The 21882-nt window shown below is 29.2% G+C and carries 17 protein-coding genes and 1 other annotated feature; all 17 genes read left to right on the forward strand.

Going from position 1 to position 21882, the window contains the following annotated elements; all coding sequences use genetic code 11:
- Positions 1–16: 16 nt before the first annotated feature.
- The 17 genes from IC175_RS17880 to IC175_RS17960 all read left to right on the forward strand — a co-directional run bounded on the left by IC175_RS17880 (position 17) and on the right by IC175_RS17960 (position 21851).
- Positions 17–1111: a PIN/TRAM domain-containing protein gene (locus tag IC175_RS17880; protein ID WP_227437104.1), complete on the forward strand. Its 1095-nt coding sequence runs from the start codon at positions 17–19 to the stop codon at positions 1109–1111.
- Positions 1112–1239: 128 nt separating this feature from the next.
- Entirely contained in the window at positions 1240–3417 is a 2178-nt protein-coding gene (locus IC175_RS17885; RefSeq protein ID WP_227851840.1) for a hypothetical protein, read from the forward strand.
- 932 nt (positions 3418–4349) lie between these two features.
- The gene (locus tag IC175_RS17890; RefSeq protein ID WP_227437100.1) at positions 4350–5303 is read left to right on the forward strand and encodes a sugar-binding transcriptional regulator; all 954 of its coding nucleotides are present in this window, start codon (positions 4350–4352) and stop codon (positions 5301–5303) included.
- Between the two features lie 37 nt (positions 5304–5340).
- Complete coding sequence (locus tag IC175_RS17895) at positions 5341–6303, forward strand: thiamine pyrophosphate-dependent dehydrogenase E1 component subunit alpha (RefSeq protein WP_227437098.1); 963 nt, start codon at positions 5341–5343, stop codon at positions 6301–6303.
- Positions 6304–6327: 24 nt separating this feature from the next.
- On the forward strand, positions 6328–7314 hold the full coding sequence (locus IC175_RS17900) for an alpha-ketoacid dehydrogenase subunit beta (protein WP_227483621.1): 987 nt from the start codon (positions 6328–6330) through the stop codon (positions 7312–7314).
- Between the two features lie 12 nt (positions 7315–7326).
- Positions 7327–8373 carry a 2-oxo acid dehydrogenase subunit E2 gene (locus IC175_RS17905; RefSeq protein WP_227851841.1) on the forward strand — a complete coding sequence of 349 codons (1047 nt, stop codon included), beginning with the start codon at positions 7327–7329 and terminating at the stop codon, positions 8371–8373.
- 157 nt (positions 8374–8530) lie between these two features.
- On the forward strand, positions 8531–10261 hold the full coding sequence (gene lpdA, locus IC175_RS17910) for a dihydrolipoyl dehydrogenase (protein WP_227851842.1): 1731 nt from the start codon (positions 8531–8533) through the stop codon (positions 10259–10261).
- A gap of 388 nt (positions 10262–10649) precedes the next feature.
- Entirely contained in the window at positions 10650–13601 is a 2952-nt protein-coding gene (locus tag IC175_RS17915; protein WP_227437091.1) for a sigma 54-interacting transcriptional regulator, read from the forward strand.
- Positions 13576–14040 (forward strand): PTS sugar transporter subunit IIA, encoded by a 465-nt coding sequence (locus IC175_RS17920; RefSeq protein WP_227437089.1) that lies wholly within the window; start codon positions 13576–13578, stop codon positions 14038–14040. Before IC175_RS17915 ends, IC175_RS17920 begins: the two co-directional genes overlap by 26 nt.
- Before the next feature lie 81 nt (positions 14041–14121).
- A complete protein-coding gene (locus IC175_RS17925) occupies positions 14122–14424 on the forward strand; it encodes a PTS sugar transporter subunit IIB (RefSeq protein WP_227437087.1) in 303 nt (100 codons plus the stop codon).
- Between the two features lie 77 nt (positions 14425–14501).
- On the forward strand, positions 14502–15857 hold the full coding sequence (locus IC175_RS17930; RefSeq protein ID WP_227437085.1) for a PTS galactitol transporter subunit IIC: 1356 nt from the start codon (positions 14502–14504) through the stop codon (positions 15855–15857).
- Positions 15858–15886: 29 nt separating this feature from the next.
- Positions 15887–16360: a hypothetical protein gene (locus IC175_RS17935; protein ID WP_227437083.1), complete on the forward strand. Its 474-nt coding sequence runs from the start codon at positions 15887–15889 to the stop codon at positions 16358–16360.
- Positions 16361–16535: 175 nt separating this feature from the next.
- A complete protein-coding gene (locus IC175_RS17940) occupies positions 16536–17186 on the forward strand; it encodes a class II aldolase/adducin family protein (RefSeq protein ID WP_227437081.1) in 651 nt (216 codons plus the stop codon).
- Positions 17187–17363: 177 nt separating this feature from the next.
- Positions 17364–18296 (forward strand): biotin/lipoate A/B protein ligase family protein, encoded by a 933-nt coding sequence (locus tag IC175_RS17945; RefSeq protein WP_227437079.1) that lies wholly within the window; start codon positions 17364–17366, stop codon positions 18294–18296.
- A gap of 277 nt (positions 18297–18573) precedes the next feature.
- Positions 18574–19287 (forward strand): 2-C-methyl-D-erythritol 4-phosphate cytidylyltransferase, encoded by a 714-nt coding sequence (ispD, locus tag IC175_RS17950; RefSeq protein WP_227437077.1) that lies wholly within the window; start codon positions 18574–18576, stop codon positions 19285–19287.
- Positions 19284–19769 carry a 2-C-methyl-D-erythritol 2,4-cyclodiphosphate synthase gene (gene ispF / locus IC175_RS17955; protein WP_227437075.1) on the forward strand — a complete coding sequence of 162 codons (486 nt, stop codon included), beginning with the start codon at positions 19284–19286 and terminating at the stop codon, positions 19767–19769. The genes ispD and ispF overlap by 4 nt, the downstream gene beginning before the upstream one ends.
- A gap of 94 nt (positions 19770–19863) precedes the next feature.
- Positions 19864–20072: a binding site (T-box leader), on the forward strand.
- Positions 20073–20135: 63 nt separating this feature from the next.
- Positions 20136–21851, forward strand: coding sequence for a proline--tRNA ligase (locus tag IC175_RS17960; protein WP_227437074.1), 1716 nt, complete (start codon positions 20136–20138; stop codon positions 21849–21851).
- Positions 21852–21882 lie beyond the last annotated feature (31 nt).

Consider the following 21882-nt stretch of genomic DNA (forward strand, 5'->3'; position numbering starts at 1 on the left):
ACTAGGGGGTGAAGCATTGATAAGGAAAGTAACAAGGATATTGTTTATTTTACTTGGATTTACGATAGGTATAACGACCTATTTAACATTGATGAGAGATTTTGAAATATTAACATTTGGAAAAGAAACTTATGGTTATATAGCAGCTGTAGTAGCAGGTATAGTAATAGCTATTTTAGGATATCTTATAGAGCCATGGGTTGTGAATAGAACAAAAGAAATTGCTAAAGTTGTGGATAAAGAACTATCAAAATATCCTCAAACAGATATATTATTAGGATCTATGGGTCTTATAGTAGGATTTGTAATTGCATATTTATTAAGTGGGCTAGTAAATAGAATACCAATAGTAGGTGGAATATTATCATTACTATTATATTTATTCCTAGGATATCTTGGAATGAAAGTTGCGCTTAAAAGTAAAAATGATTTATTTAATATTGGAAAATTAGGAAGATTGGCAAATCCTATTAAAGATAAGGATAAGGATAAAGATAATAAAAAAGAAGTAAAGGCGATACCTCCAAAAGTATTAGATACAAGTGTAATAATTGATGGAAGGATAGCTGATATTTGTAAAACAGGATTTATAGAAGGAAAACTTATTATTCCTGCTTTTGTTTTGGAAGAATTAAGACATATTGCAGATTCTTCAGATGATTTGAAAAGAGTAAGAGGTAGAAGAGGTCTGGATATATTAAATATAATTCAGAAAGAATTAAATATAGAGGTTGAAATAAGTGAAAGGGACTTTGATGATATAGCAGAAGTTGATAGTAAATTATTAAAGCTTGCCCAAGTATTAAATGGAAAAGTTGTTACTAATGATTATAACTTAAATAAGGTTGCTCAATTTCAAGGTGTTGAAGTATTAAATATAAATGAGTTGGCTAATGCTATAAAACCAGTTGCAATACCAGGTGAAGATATGGTTGTCCAAGTGGTTAAAGAAGGAAAAGAAGCTCAACAGGGTGTTGCATATCTAGATGATGGAACTATGATAGTTGTTGATGGAGGAAGAAAACATATGAATGAGACTATAAAAGTTTTAGTAACTTCTGTTCTTCAAACTCCTGCTGGTAGAATGATATTTGCAAAACCTAAAAATTGATATATTCAAATAAACCTAAAATTTGGGCTGTTTATTATAAATAGATGGTCCAAATTTATTTGTTTATAACGACAATGTTTAATGTATTCTTAAGTGTGAGGATTTAAATCAGAAAGCAGGGAGAATTTATGAGAAAAAAGATTATATCTTTCTTAGCAACATTTATCATAATATTAACATCGATGAGCCAGTATAGCTTTGCAGATGATATACCAACGCATGGAAAAGTAATATTTATAGATATGAATAGAACTAGTATGAACAATATGTTAAGAATAAAATCATTGAGAGAAGAGCTAGAAGATAGAGGATATATTGGCTTGATGAACATAAGAGGCGATAAAGGTAGTGATGATAGAAGGTCATATGCCAGTATGGGTGCTGGAGGAAGAGCCAATGTAGCTAATGAAGAAGATATTAATTTTGAAAGCTCAAGCAAAGATAGAAATATAGTTTTTGAATCAGCTACAGGTAAGAAAGCAAAAGGTATAAATGATTTGACTATAAATATGTCAATAAATGAGAATCTAAACTTTGGAGAATATGGTTCTACATTAGGTTCATTAGGTCAAAGTTTATCTGAAAATAAATTAAAAACATCTGTATTAGGAAATGCAGATATAGTTGAAAATGGTAAACTTGTAAAAAATAGAAACTTATGCCTAACAGCTATGGATGAGTATGGTAGAATTTCTTACGGAAATGTAGATAATATCAATAAAAAAGATTTATCTATGCCTTATGGAATATCAACTGATTACACTAAGCTTGTTGCTGAAACTAAAGAAGCTTATAAAAATAGTGATGTAGTTTTTGTAGAACTTGGAGATACATATAGGTTAGATTTATATAAATCTAACTTGAATGAAAAAACATATAAAAACATGAAAGACAAGATAGAAAAAAACATAGATGAATATTTAAAAAATATATTTTCTATGGTTGGAGAAAATGATACTGTTTACATAGCTAGTGCATTTCCAAGTGATTTAGATTATAAAAATAAAAGAAGGCTTTCTCCAATAATAAAATTAAATGGCAATGGAAAAGGGATGTTATCATCTTCAACTACTAGAAGAGAAGGTATTGTTACTAATCTAGATGTTGGAGCTGAGATATTAAATAACTTTGATATAAAAAATCAAAATATGGTTGGAAAGAAGTATGAACTTATTAACAGAGATGATAATAAAGAGTATCTGATGGATGAATACCAAAAGATAGTATCTGTTTCAAGCATAAGGTCTACAATACTTAATGGATTTGTAAGTATAGTATTTTTGTCATGGATAGTTGCTATGATTCTAATTCTATTTAGAAAGCATATATCGAAAAATCACAAAGAAACAATATTTTTTATATTAAAAGAATTTCTAAAAATAGGAATAGTAATGCCATTATCATTTATGATAACTCCAATAATGAATTTTAAAACACCAGTAGCAATATCTTTAGGAATAATTATAATAACACTTACTATATACTTAATAAGCAAAGTTCTGATAAAGAATGATTTAAAAAATATGTTATTCTTTACAGGTTTAACTATATTGATTATGGTTATTGATTCTGCATTTGGTTCATATTTAATGAAAAGTAATGTAATGAGTTATGATTGTATAATTGGGGCTAGATACTACGGAGTAGGAAATGAATATCAAGGAGTGGCAATAGGTAGTGCAATATTTACATTTACGATTTTGCTTACATATAAAAAGATACCAAAGTGGTCTGTAATAGTATTTTCTTTAGTTATCTTAATTACGAGTGCATCTCCAGCTATGGGTGCAAATGTTGGAACTGCTATTTCTGAATGTGTTGCATTTTTACTATTTATACTATTGATATATAATGTAAAAATAGACTTTAAAAAAGTTGTATTATTAGGTGTAGCAGTATTGCTTGTTTTAGGCGCCTTTGTAGCTATAGATATGATTTCAGGAAGTAACTCACATTTAGGTATGTTTGTAAAAGAAGTTTACTTTAATGGACCAGGAGAAATAATACAAACATTTGGCAGAAAGATAGAGATGAACTTGAAGCTAGCTCAAACCAGTGCATGGGTAAATATACTACTAACTGGAATCGGAGTAATTTTAGTTCTTATGATTAATCAGATTAGATACTTTAAACAATTAATTGATGAATACCCAGTCGTATTTAAAGGATTTATAGCGTCAATAGCAGGATGCTTTGTAACTCTTTTAGTAAATGATTCTGGAATTGTGTCATCAGCTACAGCTTTTATTTATGTAATTGTAGCTATGATTATATTAAGTATAAATCTGATAGTATTAAAAGAATAAGTTACATATAGTCTCTATATAAATATTGATGATATGTTAATTTGAATTTATTTTGACGAAATAACTTTAAAGAAAAAATTTTACAAAAATTAATTATTACACAAAAATCCCAAGTTTATTTTAACTTGGGATTTTTATATAATAATTTAAACTTTATCTTGTTTTAATGTAATTTGAAATGATGTACCTTTTCTCCGTGTTTATTCCAACACCATTGTCAGTAGTATTAATGTAAATGTTCTAAATCTGTATGAAATCCAAATATCTGCTTTTCAGATTTTGGATTATTGGCAACATTGGCAATAAGGTTTTGAAGAAAGGCAATCATTTCAAATTGTGTATGTTTAAGCTGTATTTTTCCAGAAAAATCTATAAAAAATGTCAGACTTAAATTGTCTATTAACTTTTCATTATATACTCACTTTTTATATATATTATCTAAAAATATTATACTTTCTTCTTCACTAAAGCGGTAGTTTTTATTAAGCATTAGATATGAATATCCTGTGATATATGATAATAGTGTTTTCAAATCCTGTGATATATCAGCAAGTCAATGAGTTTTTGAAACTTCAAGTTATTCTCGTTCAATCTCAGTTTCTTAAAGTTTATTGCTTAATGCCTTTATATTTATAATAATTTCTTTATACATAAAATAGTACAATTTTAGTTTACCATCTTTAGTAAAATCTTTTTTGGCGATTGTATAATTTCCTTTAGACAAAATACTTATTGAGCAAATTATCAGGTAAAGCAGTCAAACAAGAAATAAAAAAAGTATTCCTTAACTTAATGTAACAACTTATTTTTAATTATACAAAAAAAACAGTTGACTTTTTATACGAACCCCTTCTATAATGTTATTGAAATTAAGTAAAATCATTGAACAAATGTAAAAATAATTGAAAAATCTTGATTTTGGAGGAAGGAAAATGAAAAAAATTGGAGACTTAAGGTTAATGATGAAGTGTTGTTCACTTTATTATGAAGATAATTTGAATCAACAAGAAATAGCGAATCAATTGGGAATATCAAGACCAACAATATCAAGAATATTAAAAGAAGCTTTTGAGCAAGGAATAGTAAAAATACAAATAGTTGATGTTTTAAAAAATGACTATCAAAAAATAGAAAGAAGTTTAGAAAGAAAATATAAATTGAAAGAAGTAATAGTGGTAGATGATAAACAAGACTCATTAACACAAAAACAAGAATTAGCAAGAGCTGTGTCTGAATATCTTACCAGAGTAGTAAAAGAAAATGATATAATTGGGGTTTCCATAGGAACAACTCTAAAAGAAATTCCTAGATATGTAGAAAAAAGCAACTGTAAAAATGTTACGTTCATACCTTTACTAGGAGGAATTGGAGATAATGAAATAGATATACACGCAAATCAAATAGCTGTAAGTTTAGCAAGAGCTTTTGGAGGAGATTTTAAGTTATTACATGCTCCTGCTGTGATGTCTGATTTATCTACAAAAGAAAAGCTTTGTAAGGATGAAAAAATTAAAGAAGTACTAGACTTAATAGATAAAACAACTATTGCAATTGTAGGTATAGGAAATCCTATGAGTTTAAACTCAACAATAATGGCTTCTGGATATATGCATGAAGAAGATATAGATGATTTAAAAAAGTATAACTCAATAGGCGCAATTTGTTTGCAAGCTTTTGATAAGGAAGGAAAAACTTCTATACTTGAATTTAATCAAAGGGTACTAGGGGTAAAACTAAATGATTTAAAAAAGATAAAAAGAACAATAGGTGTTGCTTCAGGAGATGAAAAGATAGAAGCAATAAAAGCATCATTAAAAGCCAAATTTATAAATAGCTTAGCAATTAATCACAGTTTAGCACTTGAATTATTAGAAGATTGTGACTAATAGAAATATAGATAAAAATTAATAGGAGGGAATTGATATGACATTATCAAAAGAAACATTACTTGAAATGTATAAGAGAATGAATCAAGCTAGAAAGTTTGAAGAGAAAGTTAGTTGGTTTTTTGCAAGAGGTATGGTACATGGAACAACTCATTTATCAGTAGGTCAAGAAGCTTCAAGTGTAGCCGCAGTAATGGCATTAGAAAAAGGAGATTTGGTTTCATTAACTCATAGAGGTCATAGCCAATTTATAGGAATGGGAATAGATTTAAATAAAATGATGGCTGAGCTTATGGGAAAAGAAACTGGATTTTGTAAAGGAAAAGGAGGCTCAATGCATATAGCAGATATTGAGTCAGGTAACTTAGGAGCAAATGGAGTCGTAGGTGGAGGTCTTACTATAGCTCCTGGCGCTGCACTTACACAACAATATAAAAAGACAGGAAAAATAGTTTTATGTAGTTTTGGTGATGGTGCATCAAATGAAGGTACATTTCATGAGGGAATAAACTTGTCATCAATATGGAAATTACCAATAATATTTTATTGTGAAAACAACCTATATGGCATGTCAACAAGTATAAAACGTCACATGAATATAGATAGTGTTGCAACAAGAGCAGCATCTTATGGTATAGAAGGAATATCAATAGATGGATATAATCCAATAGAAGTATATGAAACAGTACAAAAAGCTGCTGAAAAATGTAGAAGAGGGGAAGGGCCTGTATTAATTGAAAGTAGGACTTATAGATGGCTAGGTCATTCAAAATCAGATGCAAATGTATATAGAACGAAAGAAGAGATAGAATCGTGGAAGGCAAAAGACCCTATAAAATTTTTAAGAAATTATCTTATAGAAAATAATATGGCAAATGAAAATGAATTAGATATAATTGAAGATTTTGCTAAAAAATCAATAGAAGATGCAGTAGAATTTGCTCAAAATAGTCCAAATCCAAAAATAGAATCTTTATTAGATGATGTATATGCAGACTAAAAATAGTAAAGGAGGAAAATAAAAATGAGTACAAGAGAATTAACATATGCACAAGCAATAAAAGAAGCAATGTCAGAAGAAATGAGAAGAGATGAAAATGTAATATTTATGGGAGAAGATATAGGGATATATGGAGGAGCATTTGGCGTATCAGTGGGAATGATAGATGAATTTGGCCCAGAAAGAGTAAGAGATACTCCTATATCAGAGGCAGCTATAGCAGGTGCAGCAGCAGGTGCAGCGGCAACTGGGTTAAGACCGATTATGGAAGTAATGTTTATGGATTTTGTTACAATATCTATGGACGCGATTGTAAATCAAGCAGCAAAAATGAGATATATGTTTGGTGGGAAGGCTCAGGTTCCAATGGTTGTTAGATGTCCTGGAGGTTCTGGAACTGGTTCAGCAGAACAACATTCACAAAGTTTGGAAGCATGGTTTTGTCATGTACCAGGAGTAAAAGTGGTTGCACCTTCAACACCAGCAGATGCTAAGGGATTATTAAAAGCAGCTATAAGAGACAATAATCCAGTAATATTTGTTGAAAACAAATTGTTATATAGAAAAAAAGGAATTGTCCCAGAGGGAGATTATGTAATTGATATTGGAAAGGCAGATATTAAAAAAGAAGGTTCTGATGTTACAGTAATCACTTATGGAAGGATGTTACAAAGTGTTGAAGAAGCTGCAGAAAACCTATCAAAAGAAAATATAGATGTAGAAATTATAGATTTAAGAACTTTATATCCATTAGATAAAGAGACAATCATAAAGAGTGTATGTAAAACTGGTAGAGTTTTAATTTGCCATGAAGCAGCTAAGACTGGTGGTCTAGGTGGAGAAATATCAGCATTAATAACAGAAAGTGAATCATTTGATTATTTAGATGCACCAGTAAAAAGAATATGTGGAAAAGATGTGCCAATACCATATAATCCAGAGCTAGAAAAAGCAGTAGTCCCAAGAATTGATGAAATAGAAGATGCAATAAAATCTTTAATTGTTAGATAAGGGGGGATAGAAATGGTGGCAAATAAAGTAAAAGCCACACCAGCAGCCAAAAACCAAGCAAGAAAAGACAATATAGAGTTAGATAGGCTGATTGGAAGTGGAGAAAATGGAAGAATACATCTAGTGGATGTGTTAAATTATCTAGAAAATAATAAAGTAAAAGCAACTCCTTTAGCAAAAAGAATAGCAGAGGATTTAAATATAGATTTAGAAAATGTTGTAGGTACTGGATACAATAGAAAAATAAAAAAAGCAGATATAGAAAAGGCACATACACAAGAGACTATCGTATCAACTGATGTATCTAAATCTAATGAAACAAAAGAAATAAAATCAAAACATGAGAATTTAAGTACATTTAATACTGTAGAAGGAGAGTTCGAAAAGCCAAATCCAATGAGAGCAACTGTAGCAAAACGAATGTCAGAAAGCTACTTCAGTGCTCCTGTATTTACATTCAATATAGAGGTAGATGCTACAGAACTTAAAGAACTTAGAGCAAAATTAATAGATACAGTAAAAGAATCAACTGGAGTAAAATTAACAATGACAGATTTAATAGTAATGGCTGTATCTAGAGTACTTCCAAAGCATCAAGCATTAAATTCAGCATGGACAGATAATGGAATATTTAGATATAAAGATATAAACATAGCTATTGCTGTTGGACTAGATGAAGGCTTATATGTCCCAGTAGTAAAAAATGTAAATGAAAAATCGCTAAAAGAAATAGCTAAAGAAAGCAAAGAACTTGCTGAAAAAGTAAAAACAGGAAAGCTTCTACCAGCAGACCAAGAAGGTAATACATTTACTATAAGCAATGTTGGAATGTATGGTATAACGACATTTACACCTATAATAAATATGCCTTCAAGTGCGATACTTGGGGTAGGAGCAACTCAAGATAAGTTTGTGCCAGTAAATGGAGAGGCTAAAATAAAACCTATAATGAATTTATCATTAACATCAGACCATAGAATAATAGATGGTACAGTAGCAGCAAAATTCTTAAAAGATTTAAAAGAATTATTAGAAAATCCATTAGCAATGCTCGTATAGGTTTTGATATTTTACTCTTTATGTAAATAGATTGAATAGACCACATAAAAAGATGTATTTAATTTTACTAGATTTAAAATTATTGTATGTAAAAGATATCTGTATGAATATAAGATGATTAACTAAAATATATAGAAAATAAATAGGAGGATAGCCTATGTCAGTAGAAGTCATAATGCCAAAAGCTGGAGTAGCTATGGAAGAAGGTACTATAGTATCTTGGCTAAAACAAGAAGGCGAAGAAGTAAAAATTGGAGAACCTATACTAGAGATAACAACAGATAAAGTCAACATGGAAATAGAATCAGAAGGAGAAGGTATACTTGCTGCAATTATACATAAAGAAGAAGGAGAAGTATTACCAGTATTTACAGTAATAGGTGTAATAGCAGAAAAGGGAGAAAAGCAAGAAGAAATAAAGGCTAAATACTTATCTGGAAACGTATCAAAAGAAGATTTAATTGTTGAAACAGAAAAAATAGAAATAAAAGAAGAAAAGACAATTAAAAAAGAGAGTAATCATGATTATGATGTGGTAGTAGTAGGTGGAGGACCTGGAGGGTATTTATCAGCACTAAAATCAGCTATATTAGGAGGCAAAGTTGCATTAGTAGAAGAGGACACATTAGGAGGAACTTGCCTAAATAGAGGTTGCATTCCTACAAAAACTTATGTAAAAACAGTAGAAATATTAGAAGAAATTGAACAATTATCAAAAAGAGGTGTAAAAGTATCTGTTGATAAGGAACAAGATATAAAAAAGGCTATAAAGTATAAAAATAGAGTAGTAAAAAAACTTACAGCTGGTGTTGGTGGATTGTTAAAAAGCAGAGGTGTAGATGTCTTCAATCTTAAAGCTACTGTTAAAGAAGCCCATAAAGTAATATTATCAGATGGAAAAGTTTTAGATACAGAAAATACAATAATTGCCACTGGTTCTAAGGTGAGAATCTTACCAATAAAAGGAATAGAATCAAAATTAATAATAACTAGTACAGAAGCTTTAGATTTAGACATAGTACCAGAAGAGTTAGTAATAATTGGTGGTGGAGTAATAGGTTGTGAATTTGCAGAGATATTCAACTCAAGAGGTTCTAAAGTAACTATAATAGAAATGGAAGACAGAATAATTCCAAGAATGGACAAAGAATTGAGCCAGTCTTTAAGAGATTCACTTAAGAAAAAGGGAATAACTATATTAACTGAAAAGAAAGTTTCTGAATTTAAAGAAGAAGGAAATAAAATAATAGTATGTATTGAAGGAGAAGAACCAATAAAGGCAGATTTAGGTCTATATGCTATAGGAAGACAAGCTAATCTATCTGGTGTAGAAGACTTAGATATTAAAATAGATAGAGGTTCAATAGTTGTAAATAGCAAAATGGAAACAAGTGTACCAAGTATATATGCAGTAGGTGATGTTACTGGAGGTATAATGCTAGCTCATGCAGCTTTTAAAATGGGAGAAGTAGCAGCTTCAAATGCTTTAGGTATGGATGAAGAAGCAGATTTAAGTGCATTACCTAGTTGTGTTTATACAGTTCCAGAGGTTGCATCAGTTGGACTTACAGAAGAAGATGCTAAACAAAAATATAATATAAAAATTGGTAAATTTAACTTTGCTGGAAATGGAAGAGCTTTAGCTTCTGGACAAGAGCAAGGATATGTAAAAGTAATATCACATGCTAAGTATGGGGAAATTTTAGGTGTGCATATGTTTGGATATGGTGTAGCAGAACTTATAAATCATGCAGCATCATTTAAAGCATTAGAAATACCTGCTGATGAAGCTAGTGACTTGATTTTTGGTCACCCATGTACTTCAGAAGCTCTGATGGAAGCTTTAGCAGATGTAAGTGGTGAATGCTTACATTTACCAAAAAAATAAGCTATTAACCTAAGTTTATATAATATATAAAATCTTTAAAAACTCACTTAGCCATACCCCTTTTGTATAAATGTATTTATTTATACAAAAGGGGTTTCTTTTTGGAAAAATATATCATAAGGTTATTTGTAGTTTTTGTTGTACAAAAAAGATAGTAATATAGAATAAGGGTGTCATTTTAGATTTATTACAGAAAAATTTAAGAGAAAAGATTTTTTTGTTTTTTACGAAAGTATTATTTGTGAAAAATAAAAAAATTTTCTTAATATTTAAATAAAAGAATAGCTTAATTTAAACGTTATAAGTTTATGAAGTAAAAAATGGCACAAAAAAAACACTATGTGGCATGTAAGTTGCTTATATAAATAGTAAGGAGGGACAATTAGAAATGAGGCAAAGAATAAAAAGCTTAATTGAAAATGAAGATAAGAAAAATCCTTTAACAGATGAAGCAATTTCAAGTATGTTAAATATTCGAAGAGAAGACGTTACCTTTTTAAGAAATGAATTAAAAATAGAAGATTCTAGACAAAGAAGAAAAGTTGTTTTGATTAAAGCTATAAAAGATATTGTAAAAGAAGAAAAAAATATAAATAAAAATGATATAACAAGAAGATTAAATAGTATTGGATTTACTGTATCAAGATTTACAGTTATACAGTATTTAAAAGAAATCCAAGATTCTGGTGATTTAAAACATGATAAAGAAAATGATGATAAAAAAGAGGAACTAAATGCTAAAGAAGAAAAAATAGATGTGGCCTTTGATAAATTAATAGGAAGTACTGGAAGTTTAAGTACAATCGTCAAATTAGCTAAGGCAGCTATACTTTATCCTCCCCATGGGTTGCATACTATTATTATGGGTCCAACTGGTGTTGGAAAAAGCGAGTTAGCAGAGTGCATGTATAACTTTGCAGTAGAATCATCTAGATTTCCTAAAAATGCACCGTTTATAGTTTTCAATGCAGCAGACTACTCAGAAAATCCACAACTTTTGTTATCTCAATTATTTGGTCATGTTAAGGGTGCTTTTACAGGAGCTGATGAAACTAAAGAAGGATTAGTATCAAAAGCAGATGGGGGTATATTGTTTATAGATGAAATACATAGATTGCCTTATGAAGGTCAAGAAATACTCTTTCAATTGATTGATAAAGGAATGGTTAGAAAATTAGGAGAAACAAAGCTTACAAATAAAATAAATGTAATGATTATTTCTGCAACTTCTGAGCCAATAGATTCTCATTTACTTAATACCTTTAAAAGACGTATACCTGTGACAATTGAAATCCCAGAATTAGTTGCAAGACCATTAAACGAAAGATTTGACATTATAAACAATTTTTTCTTGATAGAAGCCCAACGAATGGGAGCAAACATACACATAAAATCAGATGTCTTAAAAGCTCTTATGCTTTATGATTGTATAGGAAATGTAGGTCAGCTTAGAAGTGATATTCAAGTAGCTTGTGCTAGAGGACTATTAAATCAACTTACAAATAAACAAAAAGAAGTAACTATAAATATATCAGATGTACCTGGGTATGTGAAACAAGGTCTAATAAGGATAAGAAATTGTAGAGGAAAGATAGAAAATTATGTAGATGGAGATTTAATTATAGATTCAGACCTTCAAGTTGAGATAGAAAAGAAAAATGAAGATATATATACTTTCCCAGATGAAATATACAAGCTTACTGAAAGGAGACACATTGATTTATTAGAACAAGGTTTAGACTTTGATGTTATTAACAGGATTGTTGGAGGAGAATTAGAAAGCTGTATTCAGAAGTACATAAAACAAGTTAAGAAAGTTTCTATCACTGAGAATTTACCTGATATAAGTCCGATTGTTGGAAAATACATTGTAGAGTTAACTTGTGAAGTAATCAAAATAGCATCACAGTATCTTAATTCATTAGAACCAAATCTACACTTATGTCTAGCAATTCATTTAAAAGCAGCTTTTGAAAGATTAAAAGAAGGAAAAGTAATATCAAATGCTCATTTAAAAGAGATAATAGGAAACTATCCATTAGAGTATTCTGTAGCAGAAAAGGTAGCACAACATTTAAAGGAAAGATACAATATAAATTTGCCAAAAGAAGAAATAGGTATAATAGCAATATATTTTAAAATGAGTAGTAGAGGAGAAATTTCTGAACAAAAAAAGATAGGTGTACTTCTAATGGCTCATGGAAGAGTTGCGTCATCTGTATGTGAGGTTACCAATAAGTTATTAGGTATTAATCATGCAAGGTATTTGGATATGCCATTTGAGAAAAAGCCAGAAGAAATGATTGAAGAAGCTACTACTGTAATAAAAGATATTGATGAAGGAAGAGGAGTAATTATATTAGTTGATATGGGTTCCCTTTCGTACTTTGGAGATATTATCTCTGGAAAAACAGGGATTGATATAAGAACAATATCTAGATTTGATACATTACTCTGTATAGAAGTCATACGAAGAGCAGTTCTACCAGATTTAACAATAGATGAGATAGTTGATGAAGTTAAAAATATAGAGCCATTAGTAAAAGATAAAGTTAGCAAAGAGAACAACTCAAAAGTAGACAATAGAAAGCCTATAATTGTAACATTATGTATTACTGGATTAGGAGGAGCTTGCAAGATAAAGCAAAGTTTAGAGGAAAGCATTAAAGGGATAAATGAAAAGGTTGATATAGAGACTATTGGTATGATTGAATATCCAAGTCTTGATTTAGAGATAAAACAAATAAGTAATGAAAAAAATGTAATCGCAATAGTTGGAACAATTGATCCTCAGATACCAAACATCCCATTTTTTAGCCTAGTAGACATTAATGATAAAACAAAATTAAATCAAATAAATAACTTAATTGATACAAATCAAATTGCTAAAACAAATAAAAAATATGAATTATCTGATTTAATCCAAAAAGAAGACATATTTGTAGATTTAGAAATTAAATCAAAAGAAGAAGTACTTAAATACATGAGCAAAAAACTTAGAGAAAAAGGCTATGTAACAAAAAATTTCTATAAAAAAGTAGTGGAAAGAGATAATTTATTTCCAACTGAGTTGTCAGACGGAATAGCAATACCTCATACAGATGGGATTGATGTAATCAGACCAGCAATAAGCATAGCTATCTTAAAAAATCCTATTGTATGGAGTAAAAACAAAGTAAAAATAATACTTCTACTAGCTGTAGACCAGAAATGTTTTAATCCATTGAATACTCTACTTACATTTATAGAAACAGATGAATTTAAAAAAATTAAAAACATTAAAGATAGAGATTTTATTAGGGAGATGATATTAGATGGAGTCAATGCAAATAATCAGTAGTAATTTAATTTTTAAAGATATTGAGGTATCAAGTAATGAAGATGCTTTGAAGTTTTTAGGACAACGTTTGTTTGACGAACAATATGTAAAAGAAAGTTATATAGAAGCAGTTATAGCAAGAGAGAAAAAATATGCTACAGGACTGCCAACAGGAATCTATGGAGTAGCAATACCGCATACAGATATAGTCCATGTAAATGAACCAGGGATAGCTATTGGCATATTAAATAAACCTGTAAAATTCATAATGATGGGTACAGATGACACTGAAATTGATGTAAAGGTTATATTTATGCTGGCAGTTAAAGAGCCACAAGAGCAATTACAACTATTAGAAAGACTTATGACCATATTCCAAGATGAAAATATGTTAAATAATATTATTGATTTAAGAGAAGAAAGTTTAAGTAATTTATTAAATTCTAAGTTGAATAATTAAACATACAAAAATAGTATTAAAAATATAAAAAGTTATCAAAGATTTCTAATTACAGATATCTTTAAAAATAAAATAATTTTAATGGGGGTGAATAATGTGGCTAAAAAAATATTAGTTGCATGTGGAACAGGAGTATGTACTTCAACAATTGCTATAAACAAGTTAAAGAAGGCATTAGAAGAAGCTGGTAAATTAGATAGGGTTAGTATTACACAATGTAAAGTAGTAGAGGTAGCTTCAAAAGCACCAGATTATGATTTAATAATCTGTACTACACAAATATCTAGTAGTATAAAAACACCTGTAATAAATGGACTGCCTTTTTTAACTGGAGTAGGAATGGATAAATTAATCAAAGAAGTTCTTGAAAAATTAGAATTATAATTTGAATTTTTAAATGAAATAGTCTCTAAAATCTTGCGGTTTTAGAGACTGAAAATTAAATGAAGGAGGAAATTTAGATGGCGATATTAAATTTCATTGTTGGTTTGGGTGCACAAGTAATGATGCCAATAATAATATGTATTTTTGGCTTGATATTAGGTACAAAGCTTGGAAAATCTTTAAGAGCTGGTTTAACAGTAGGAGTTGGATTTATAGGTCTTAATACTATTATAGCTTTGTTAACAGATAACTTAGGTCCAGCTACACAACAAATGGTTAAGAACTTAGGATTAAGCCTATCCATAATAGATGTTGGATGGCCAGCAGCATCAGCTATAGCTTTTGCATCAACAGTGGGTGCTTTAATTATTCCAATAGGACTTGTAGTAAATATAGTTATGTTAATTACTAATACAACTCAAACTGTCGATGTAGATATATGGGATTACTGGCATTTTGCATTTACAGGAGCTTTGGTGGCAGGGGCTACGCAAAGTGTTATGTGGGGAGTATTTGCAGCAGTAGCAAATATGGTAATTGTTTTAGTAATGGCAGACTTAACAGCCCCAGGGATAGAAGAATACTTAGGGATGCCAGGTATATCTCTTCCTCATGGATTTACACAAGCATTTGTTCCAATTGCTATAGTTGTAAATAAAGTATTAGATTTGATTCCAGGGATAAATAAAATTGAAATAAATGCTGATACATTACAAAAAAAATTTGGCCTATTTGGAGAACCTTTAATAATGGGGTCTTTAATAGGGATAATAATTGGTATTGCAGCCAAGTATGACATAAAAGGTATATTGCAGTTAGGGATAACTATGGGAGCTGTTTTAATACTAATTCCCAAAATGGCGGCTTTATTAATGGAAGGTTTGTTGCCAGTATCAGAGGCAGCACAAGAATTTATTGAAAAGAGATTTAAAAATAGAGGTAAAATATACATCGGTTTAGATTCTGCAGTAGGAATAGGACACCCTGTTACATTGTCAGTTGCATTAGTACTAGTGCCTCTAACTATAGTTATAGCAGCTATATTACCAGGTAATAAAGTTTTACCATTTGCAGATTTAGCTGTAATACCATTTGCACTTGTTTTAATCGTTCCAATTACAAAAGGAAATGTATTTAGAACTTTAATAATAGGAATAGTTATTATTACTTCTGGGCTATTAATAGCAACTAATTTAGCACCACTATTTACTCAAATGGCTTTAAATGCAAGCTTTAAAATGCCTGAAGGAGCAACTATGATTTCAAGTATTTGTGATGGAGCAAATCCATTAAGCTGGGTATTTGTAAAAATTATGAATTACAAAGTAATTGGAGGAATAATTTTGGCAGTTATAGCTTTAGGGATGGCTATCTATAATAGAAGTAGAATAATAAAGGAAAATAAAGTATTATCTACACAAGATGAAGCTTAAATGTAATTTTATTAAGGAGTGTATAAATTATGAAAAAATATATATATGATTCTAAAAGATATATAGTTAGTGTAACAATACCAGGGATTTTTATGATTTTAATATTGATTTATGCACTATTTAATAATTATATAAATCCTAGTATTAATATATATAGCTTGATGATAGTTATTTGTACTTATGGAATATTTAATACTTTTGTATCCTCAAGTAATCCTAACATGATTACTATGGACAATAAATATATATATTTTAGTTCATTTAATTCTATACATGAGTATGAAATTAAAGATATAAAAAAAATAAGAATAAGAGAATTTCATGACAAAAAAATGTATCTAAAAATTAATGATGGTAGTTTTATTAAGGGGAGATATTGGATAAAAACAAACATGTTTAATGACAATACAGAACTATATAATTATTTTATTGAATTAGAAGAATGTTTGCATCCAGAATCATTAAAATTTAGAAATAAAAGATTAAAGAGTAATGAACTATAAAAAATGAAAATTTCAAATTAAAATTGGTTTATGTTTAGTATAAAGAGATAAGTTTAAATCTTATAAAGGTTTTTTAGAATTTTCAATCAAAATAGCGGAAATAAAATCTTATTGTGTAAGATATATAACAGGAACATATAGAACTATGTTTCTAATGAATGGGAGGATTTAGCTAATGTTATTAGAAAATTTGAGAAAAGAGGTATTACAAGCGTCTTTAGACCTTCTAAACTATAATTTAGTTACATTGACAGGAGGAAATGTAAGTGGAAGAGATGAAGAAACTGGATATATAGCAATCACACCAAGTGGAATGGATTATAGAAATCTTACACCAAGTGATATTGTTTTAATAGACATAGATGGAAATACTGTAGATGGTAAATGGAAGGCATCAGTAGATTCACCAGACCACTTATATATATATAAACATAGAGATGATATAAATAGTATAATACATACACACTCTACATATTCAAGTTGCTTTGCAATTTTAAATGAGTCTATAGAGTGTGCAAGTACAACTCTTGCAAATGAGGTAGGAGGTTCAGTTCCAGTTGCAAAATTTTCAGCACCAACATCTAATCAGATGGGAAAATGTGTTATTGATGTAATAGGTAATAGGAGAGCATGTCTTTTGGCAAATCATGGAGTGATTGCAGTTGGTCCATCTGTAAAGCATGCACTTACCGCAGCTGTAATGTTAGAAGATGCAGCAAAAGTATATTATTTAGCAAAATCAATTGGGACACCAGTATTATTACCAGATGAAGAAGTTCAAAGAGCTAGAAATGTATTTCTTAATGTGTATGGTCAGGATAAGTAAATTTAATAAAACTCTCAGAATAATAAAAAACACAGATGTTCAGTAATAGTAAGGAGTTGTATTATGTTATAATAGGTTTAATGATTTAGAAAGAATAATTTAAAGTTAAATACTATATAAACTTATTTTAATTTAAAATAAATAGTAAGATAAAATATAAAAGGAGTCTGAATTTTTATGTATTACTTATTAAACAAAAACACCAATCCTTACTTTAATTTAGCTCTAGAAGAGTATCTATTTTTAAATGAGAAATATAATGATGATATCATAATCATATGGAGAAATGAAGAATCTATTTTTATAGGAAAAAATCAAAATCCATATCAGGAGATACATTATGATGTTATTGAAAATGGTGAAATTCCCATTTTAAGAAGAATATCTGGTGGAGGTACTGTGTATCATGACTTAGGAAATATCAATATGTCATTTATACAAAAAAATAGGAATCTTCATGAAATCGATTTTTTAGAACATACTAAATTTATGCAAAGTATGCTTTTATCATTGGGATTAAATGTATCTATAACAGAAAGAAAAGATTTATTTTTAAATGGTAAAAAAATTTCTGGTTCTGCACAATCTATAAAAAGGCAAAATTCTCTTTATCATGGAACTCTTCTTTATGATTCAGATTTAAATAAATTAACTAAGTATTTAAATTCAGATAAATCAACAGAATCAAAGGCAACTAAGTCTGTTTCAAGTAAAGTTACAAATATTAATTTTCTACTCAAAAAAGATATAAACTATTTTTTAGATTATTGTGTTGATTATATAAAAAATAATATAAAAAATATAAAAGAAATTGAATTAGACGATGATGATATCAAAAGTGTATACAATCTGGTAGAAGATAAATATAAAAAAACAGAATGGATATATAATAAAACGCCTAAGTTTCAAATAGTTTTACCAATTGACAATAGAAGGAAAATCAATTTACATGTTAATAAATGGAAAATATCAAAATGTTTTATTTCTTGTATAGATGGTATAGTCAATATGGATAAATTAATAGAAGTAGATTTTGATAAACAAGAAATAAAAAACAATATTTTAGAAAATTATCCGAATTACATAGATTTAATTAATTTAATATTCTAATACAAAACCTCTAGATTGATAAACTTGTTTTATATCAATCTAGAGGTTTAAACATTTTTTATAGATATACAAACTGTTACAAAGTTGTAAAATAAAAAGATGAAGTTATTGAAAAATCAATATAATTTGCAACAGATGCACATATTTTAGGTTAGAAAATGGATATTACCTATTTATACAACTGAAAATTTAATATATAATTAATCAGATGGTTAAAATATAAAAACATTAAAAGTTTTAATAAATGATAGGTAAAAATAAAATACGAGGTGATACCATGTATAGTGTTATAATTGTTGCGGCAGGAAGTGGAAGGAGAATGAACTTAGACGTAAATAAGCAGTTCATAAAATTAAGAGAAAAAGAAATCATAGCGCATACAATTCAAGTTTTTTACGAAAATATAAATATAGATGAAATTGTGGTATGTATAAAAAAAGAAGAGGAAGATTTTTTTAAGGAAAATATAATAAATAAATATAACTTTAAAAATATAAAAATAGCATATGGCGGAAAAGAAAGACAAGACTCAATATATAATGGATTAAAAAAACTAGATAAAAATTGTGATATAGTACTTATTCATGATGGAGCGAGACCTTTTGTAGACCACAGAATAATAAATGAATCTATAAAAATGGCTAAAGAAAAAAAGGCCGTAGTTGTAGGTGTACCAGTAAGTGATACTATAAAAATAGTATCTGATGGTACAGTACAAGAAACTCCAGAAAGAAGACTATTGTGGGCGGCACAAACCCCTCAAACTTTTGAATATAATCTTATAATAAATGCTTACGAACAAGCGTATAAGACTAACTATTATGGAACAGATGACTCAATGCTAGTAGAAAATATAGGGCAAAGTGTTACGATGGTAATGGGTTCTTATGAAAATATAAAAATAACGAGTCCAGAAGATTTAAATATAGCAGAACAAATATTAAACATGGAAAAAAGAGATGAAGTGAATAGTAGAAGGAGAATTATATGAGAATAGGATTGGGATATGATGTACACAAATTGGCAGAAGAAAGAAAACTTATAATTGGTGGAGTAGAGATACCACATGATAAGGGCTTACTAGGTCATTCTGATGCTGATGTATTGATACATGCAATAATGGATTCTATTTTGGGGGCACTAGCTTTAGGCGATATAGGTAAGCATTTCCCAGATACAGATAAAAAATATAAGGGAATAGATAGTATGAAATTACTAGAACATGTATATAATCTAATAACAAGCAAAGGGTATAAAATTGGAAATATAGATAGTACTATAATTGCTCAAAGTCCTAAGATGGCTCCCCACATTGAGAATATGAGAAAAAATATAGCAAAAGTTTTAAATACAGATATTGAAAACATAAATATAAAAGCAACTACAGAAGAAGGTCTTGGTTTTACAGGTGCAAAACAAGGAATAGCTTCACAAAGTATTTGTTTATTATTATTGACAAGTCAGAATAATTAATATATTATTAGTAATAAGTTTAATGGATATCAAATAATAGGCCTATATAGAATATCTATAATATGTGAATTTAAGTAAAATTAATATAAATATAAAATTAGCTATGATAAAGAAATAGTAAAATGATGAAATCTTCACAGAGAGAAAACAGAGGTGAGAGTTTTCAAGAGGAAGTCTTTGAACCTGTCTTTTAGCTTAAAGGTATAAAAATCTTTACGGTAGGAACCGTTACATTCCCTAAAGAGAGCTATTTATATAGCTAACTAGAGTGGTACCGCGGAAATCAAACCTTTCGTCTCTATACTTGTATAGAGATGAGAGGTTTTTTATATTTTCAGGAAAACAATATTCAGGAGGAATTTATTAATGAAAATGTCTAAAATGTTTATGCCAACATTGAAGGAGATTCCAGCAGATGCTGAAATTACAAGCCATCAATTAATGGTAAGGTCAGGAATGATAAAAAAAATGACTTCAGGGGTTTATAATCAATTGCCAATGGGGTTAAGGGTATTTAAAAAAATTGAGCAAATAATTAGAGAAGAATTAAATAAAAAAGATTGTCAAGAAATACTATGTGCGGCTTTACTTCCATCAGAATTGTGGAAAGAATCTGGAAGATGGACTGCTATGGGTGCAGAAATGTTTAGGTTAAAAGATAGAACAGAAAGAGAGTACTGCCTTGGGCCAACACATGAAGAAGCTTTTACTGACATAATAAGACAAGAGATTACTTCATATAAACAATTACCACTTAATTTGTATCAAATACAAGTTAAGTATAGAGATGAGAGAAGACCAAGATTTGGTGTTATGAGAACTAAGACTTTTACAATGAAGGATGCATACAGTTTTGATGTAGATGAAGCAGGATTAGATAAATCATATCAAGATATGTTTGATGCATATGTAAGTATATTTGATAGATGTGGATTAGATAACAGTCCAGTTCAAGCAGATTCAGGAGCTATAGGAGGTTCTACATCAGCTGAATTTATGGTTAAATCAGAAGTTGGAGAAGATGAAGTTGTATTCTGTAGTGGATGTGATTATGCAGCCAATGTAGAAAGAGCAGAGTCTTGTAATGCAGTATCAGAAAAAGAAGAAATGAAGGAATTAGAAGAAGTTCATACACCAGGAGCAGCTACAATAAAAGAATTAGAAGAATTCCTAAATGCTTCTCCAGATAAATTTGCTAAGACTTTAGTATATGAAGCAGATGGGAAAACAGTTGTAGTTGTTGTAAGAGGAGATAGAGAGGTTAATGAAGTTAAAGTATCTAATGCAATAGGTTCTGTTATAGAATTTGCACTTGCTACAGACGACGTTGTAAGAAAAGTAACTAATGCAGAGGTTGGGTTTGCTGGACCAATAGGAGTAAATGCTGATTATGTCTTTATAGATAAAGAAATTGTTGAGCAAAGAAATATAGTTGTTGGAGCTAATAAGACTGAGTATCATATAAGAAATGCTAACTATGGAAGAGATTTTGAGGGTATAGTTGGAGACTTTAGAAATGTTCAAGAAGGTGACAAATGTATAGTATGTGGTAAACCTCTTGAAATAGCTAGAGGTGTTGAAGTAGGACATATATTTAAGTTAGGAACTAAATACTCAGAAGCTATGAATGCAAACTTTATTGATAGAGATGGTAAATCAAAACCTATAATAATGGGATGCTATGGCATAGGTGTAGAAAGAACAGCAGCAGCTATAATTGAGCAACATAATGATGAAAAAGGTATAATTTGGCCTTTATCAGTAGCTCCATATCATGTTGTGATAGTTCCAGCAAATATGAAAAATGAGGAACAAATGTCATTAGCTGAAAAGATATATAATGATTTACAAGATATGGGTGTAGAAGTCTTGTTAGACGATAGAGATGAAAGAATTGGTGTTAAATTCAATGATTCAGAATTAATAGGAATACCTATGAGAATTACAGTAGGTAAAAATATTGATGAAGGTAAAGTAGAATTTAAACTTAGATACGAAGAAGATAAAGAATTAATTAAAATAGAAGAAATAAGTGAAAAAGTAAAAGCAGAATTTATCAAAAACAATGTTAAGTTAGGATAATAATTTAAAGAAAGCTACTGTATAGATAATC

This window comes from Clostridioides sp. ES-S-0123-01, from assembly GCF_020658415.1.
Lineage (GTDB): Bacteria > Bacillota > Clostridia > Peptostreptococcales > Peptostreptococcaceae > Clostridioides.

What these genes read in the sequence shown, in the direction of transcription:
- IC175_RS17925 (WP_227437087.1), top strand. Translation starts at nt 14,122, where the DNA reads ATGGGGGTGAATAATGTGGCTAAAAAAATATTAGTTGCATGTGGAACA.
- IC175_RS17915 (WP_227437091.1), top strand. Translation starts at nt 10,650, where the DNA reads ATGAGGCAAAGAATAAAAAGCTTAATTGAAAATGAAGATAAGAAAAAT.
- IC175_RS17920 (WP_227437089.1), top strand. Translation starts at nt 13,576, where the DNA reads ATGGAGTCAATGCAAATAATCAGTAGTAATTTAATTTTTAAAGATATT.
- IC175_RS17885 (WP_227851840.1), top strand. Translation starts at nt 1,240, where the DNA reads ATGAGAAAAAAGATTATATCTTTCTTAGCAACATTTATCATAATATTA.
- lpdA (WP_227851842.1), top strand. Translation starts at nt 8,531, where the DNA reads ATGTCAGTAGAAGTCATAATGCCAAAAGCTGGAGTAGCTATGGAAGAA.
- IC175_RS17930 (WP_227437085.1), top strand. Translation starts at nt 14,502, where the DNA reads ATGGCGATATTAAATTTCATTGTTGGTTTGGGTGCACAAGTAATGATG.
- IC175_RS17940 (WP_227437081.1), top strand. Translation starts at nt 16,536, where the DNA reads ATGTTATTAGAAAATTTGAGAAAAGAGGTATTACAAGCGTCTTTAGAC.
- IC175_RS17900 (WP_227483621.1), top strand. Translation starts at nt 6,328, where the DNA reads ATGAGTACAAGAGAATTAACATATGCACAAGCAATAAAAGAAGCAATG.
- IC175_RS17905 (WP_227851841.1), top strand. Translation starts at nt 7,327, where the DNA reads ATGGTGGCAAATAAAGTAAAAGCCACACCAGCAGCCAAAAACCAAGCA.
- IC175_RS17935 (WP_227437083.1), top strand. Translation starts at nt 15,887, where the DNA reads ATGAAAAAATATATATATGATTCTAAAAGATATATAGTTAGTGTAACA.
- IC175_RS17895 (WP_227437098.1), top strand. Translation starts at nt 5,341, where the DNA reads ATGACATTATCAAAAGAAACATTACTTGAAATGTATAAGAGAATGAAT.
- ispD (WP_227437077.1), top strand. Translation starts at nt 18,574, where the DNA reads ATGTATAGTGTTATAATTGTTGCGGCAGGAAGTGGAAGGAGAATGAAC.
- IC175_RS17945 (WP_227437079.1), top strand. Translation starts at nt 17,364, where the DNA reads ATGTATTACTTATTAAACAAAAACACCAATCCTTACTTTAATTTAGCT.
- ispF (WP_227437075.1), top strand. Translation starts at nt 19,284, where the DNA reads ATGAGAATAGGATTGGGATATGATGTACACAAATTGGCAGAAGAAAGA.
- IC175_RS17890 (WP_227437100.1), top strand. Translation starts at nt 4,350, where the DNA reads ATGAAAAAAATTGGAGACTTAAGGTTAATGATGAAGTGTTGTTCACTT.
- IC175_RS17960 (WP_227437074.1), top strand. Translation starts at nt 20,136, where the DNA reads ATGAAAATGTCTAAAATGTTTATGCCAACATTGAAGGAGATTCCAGCA.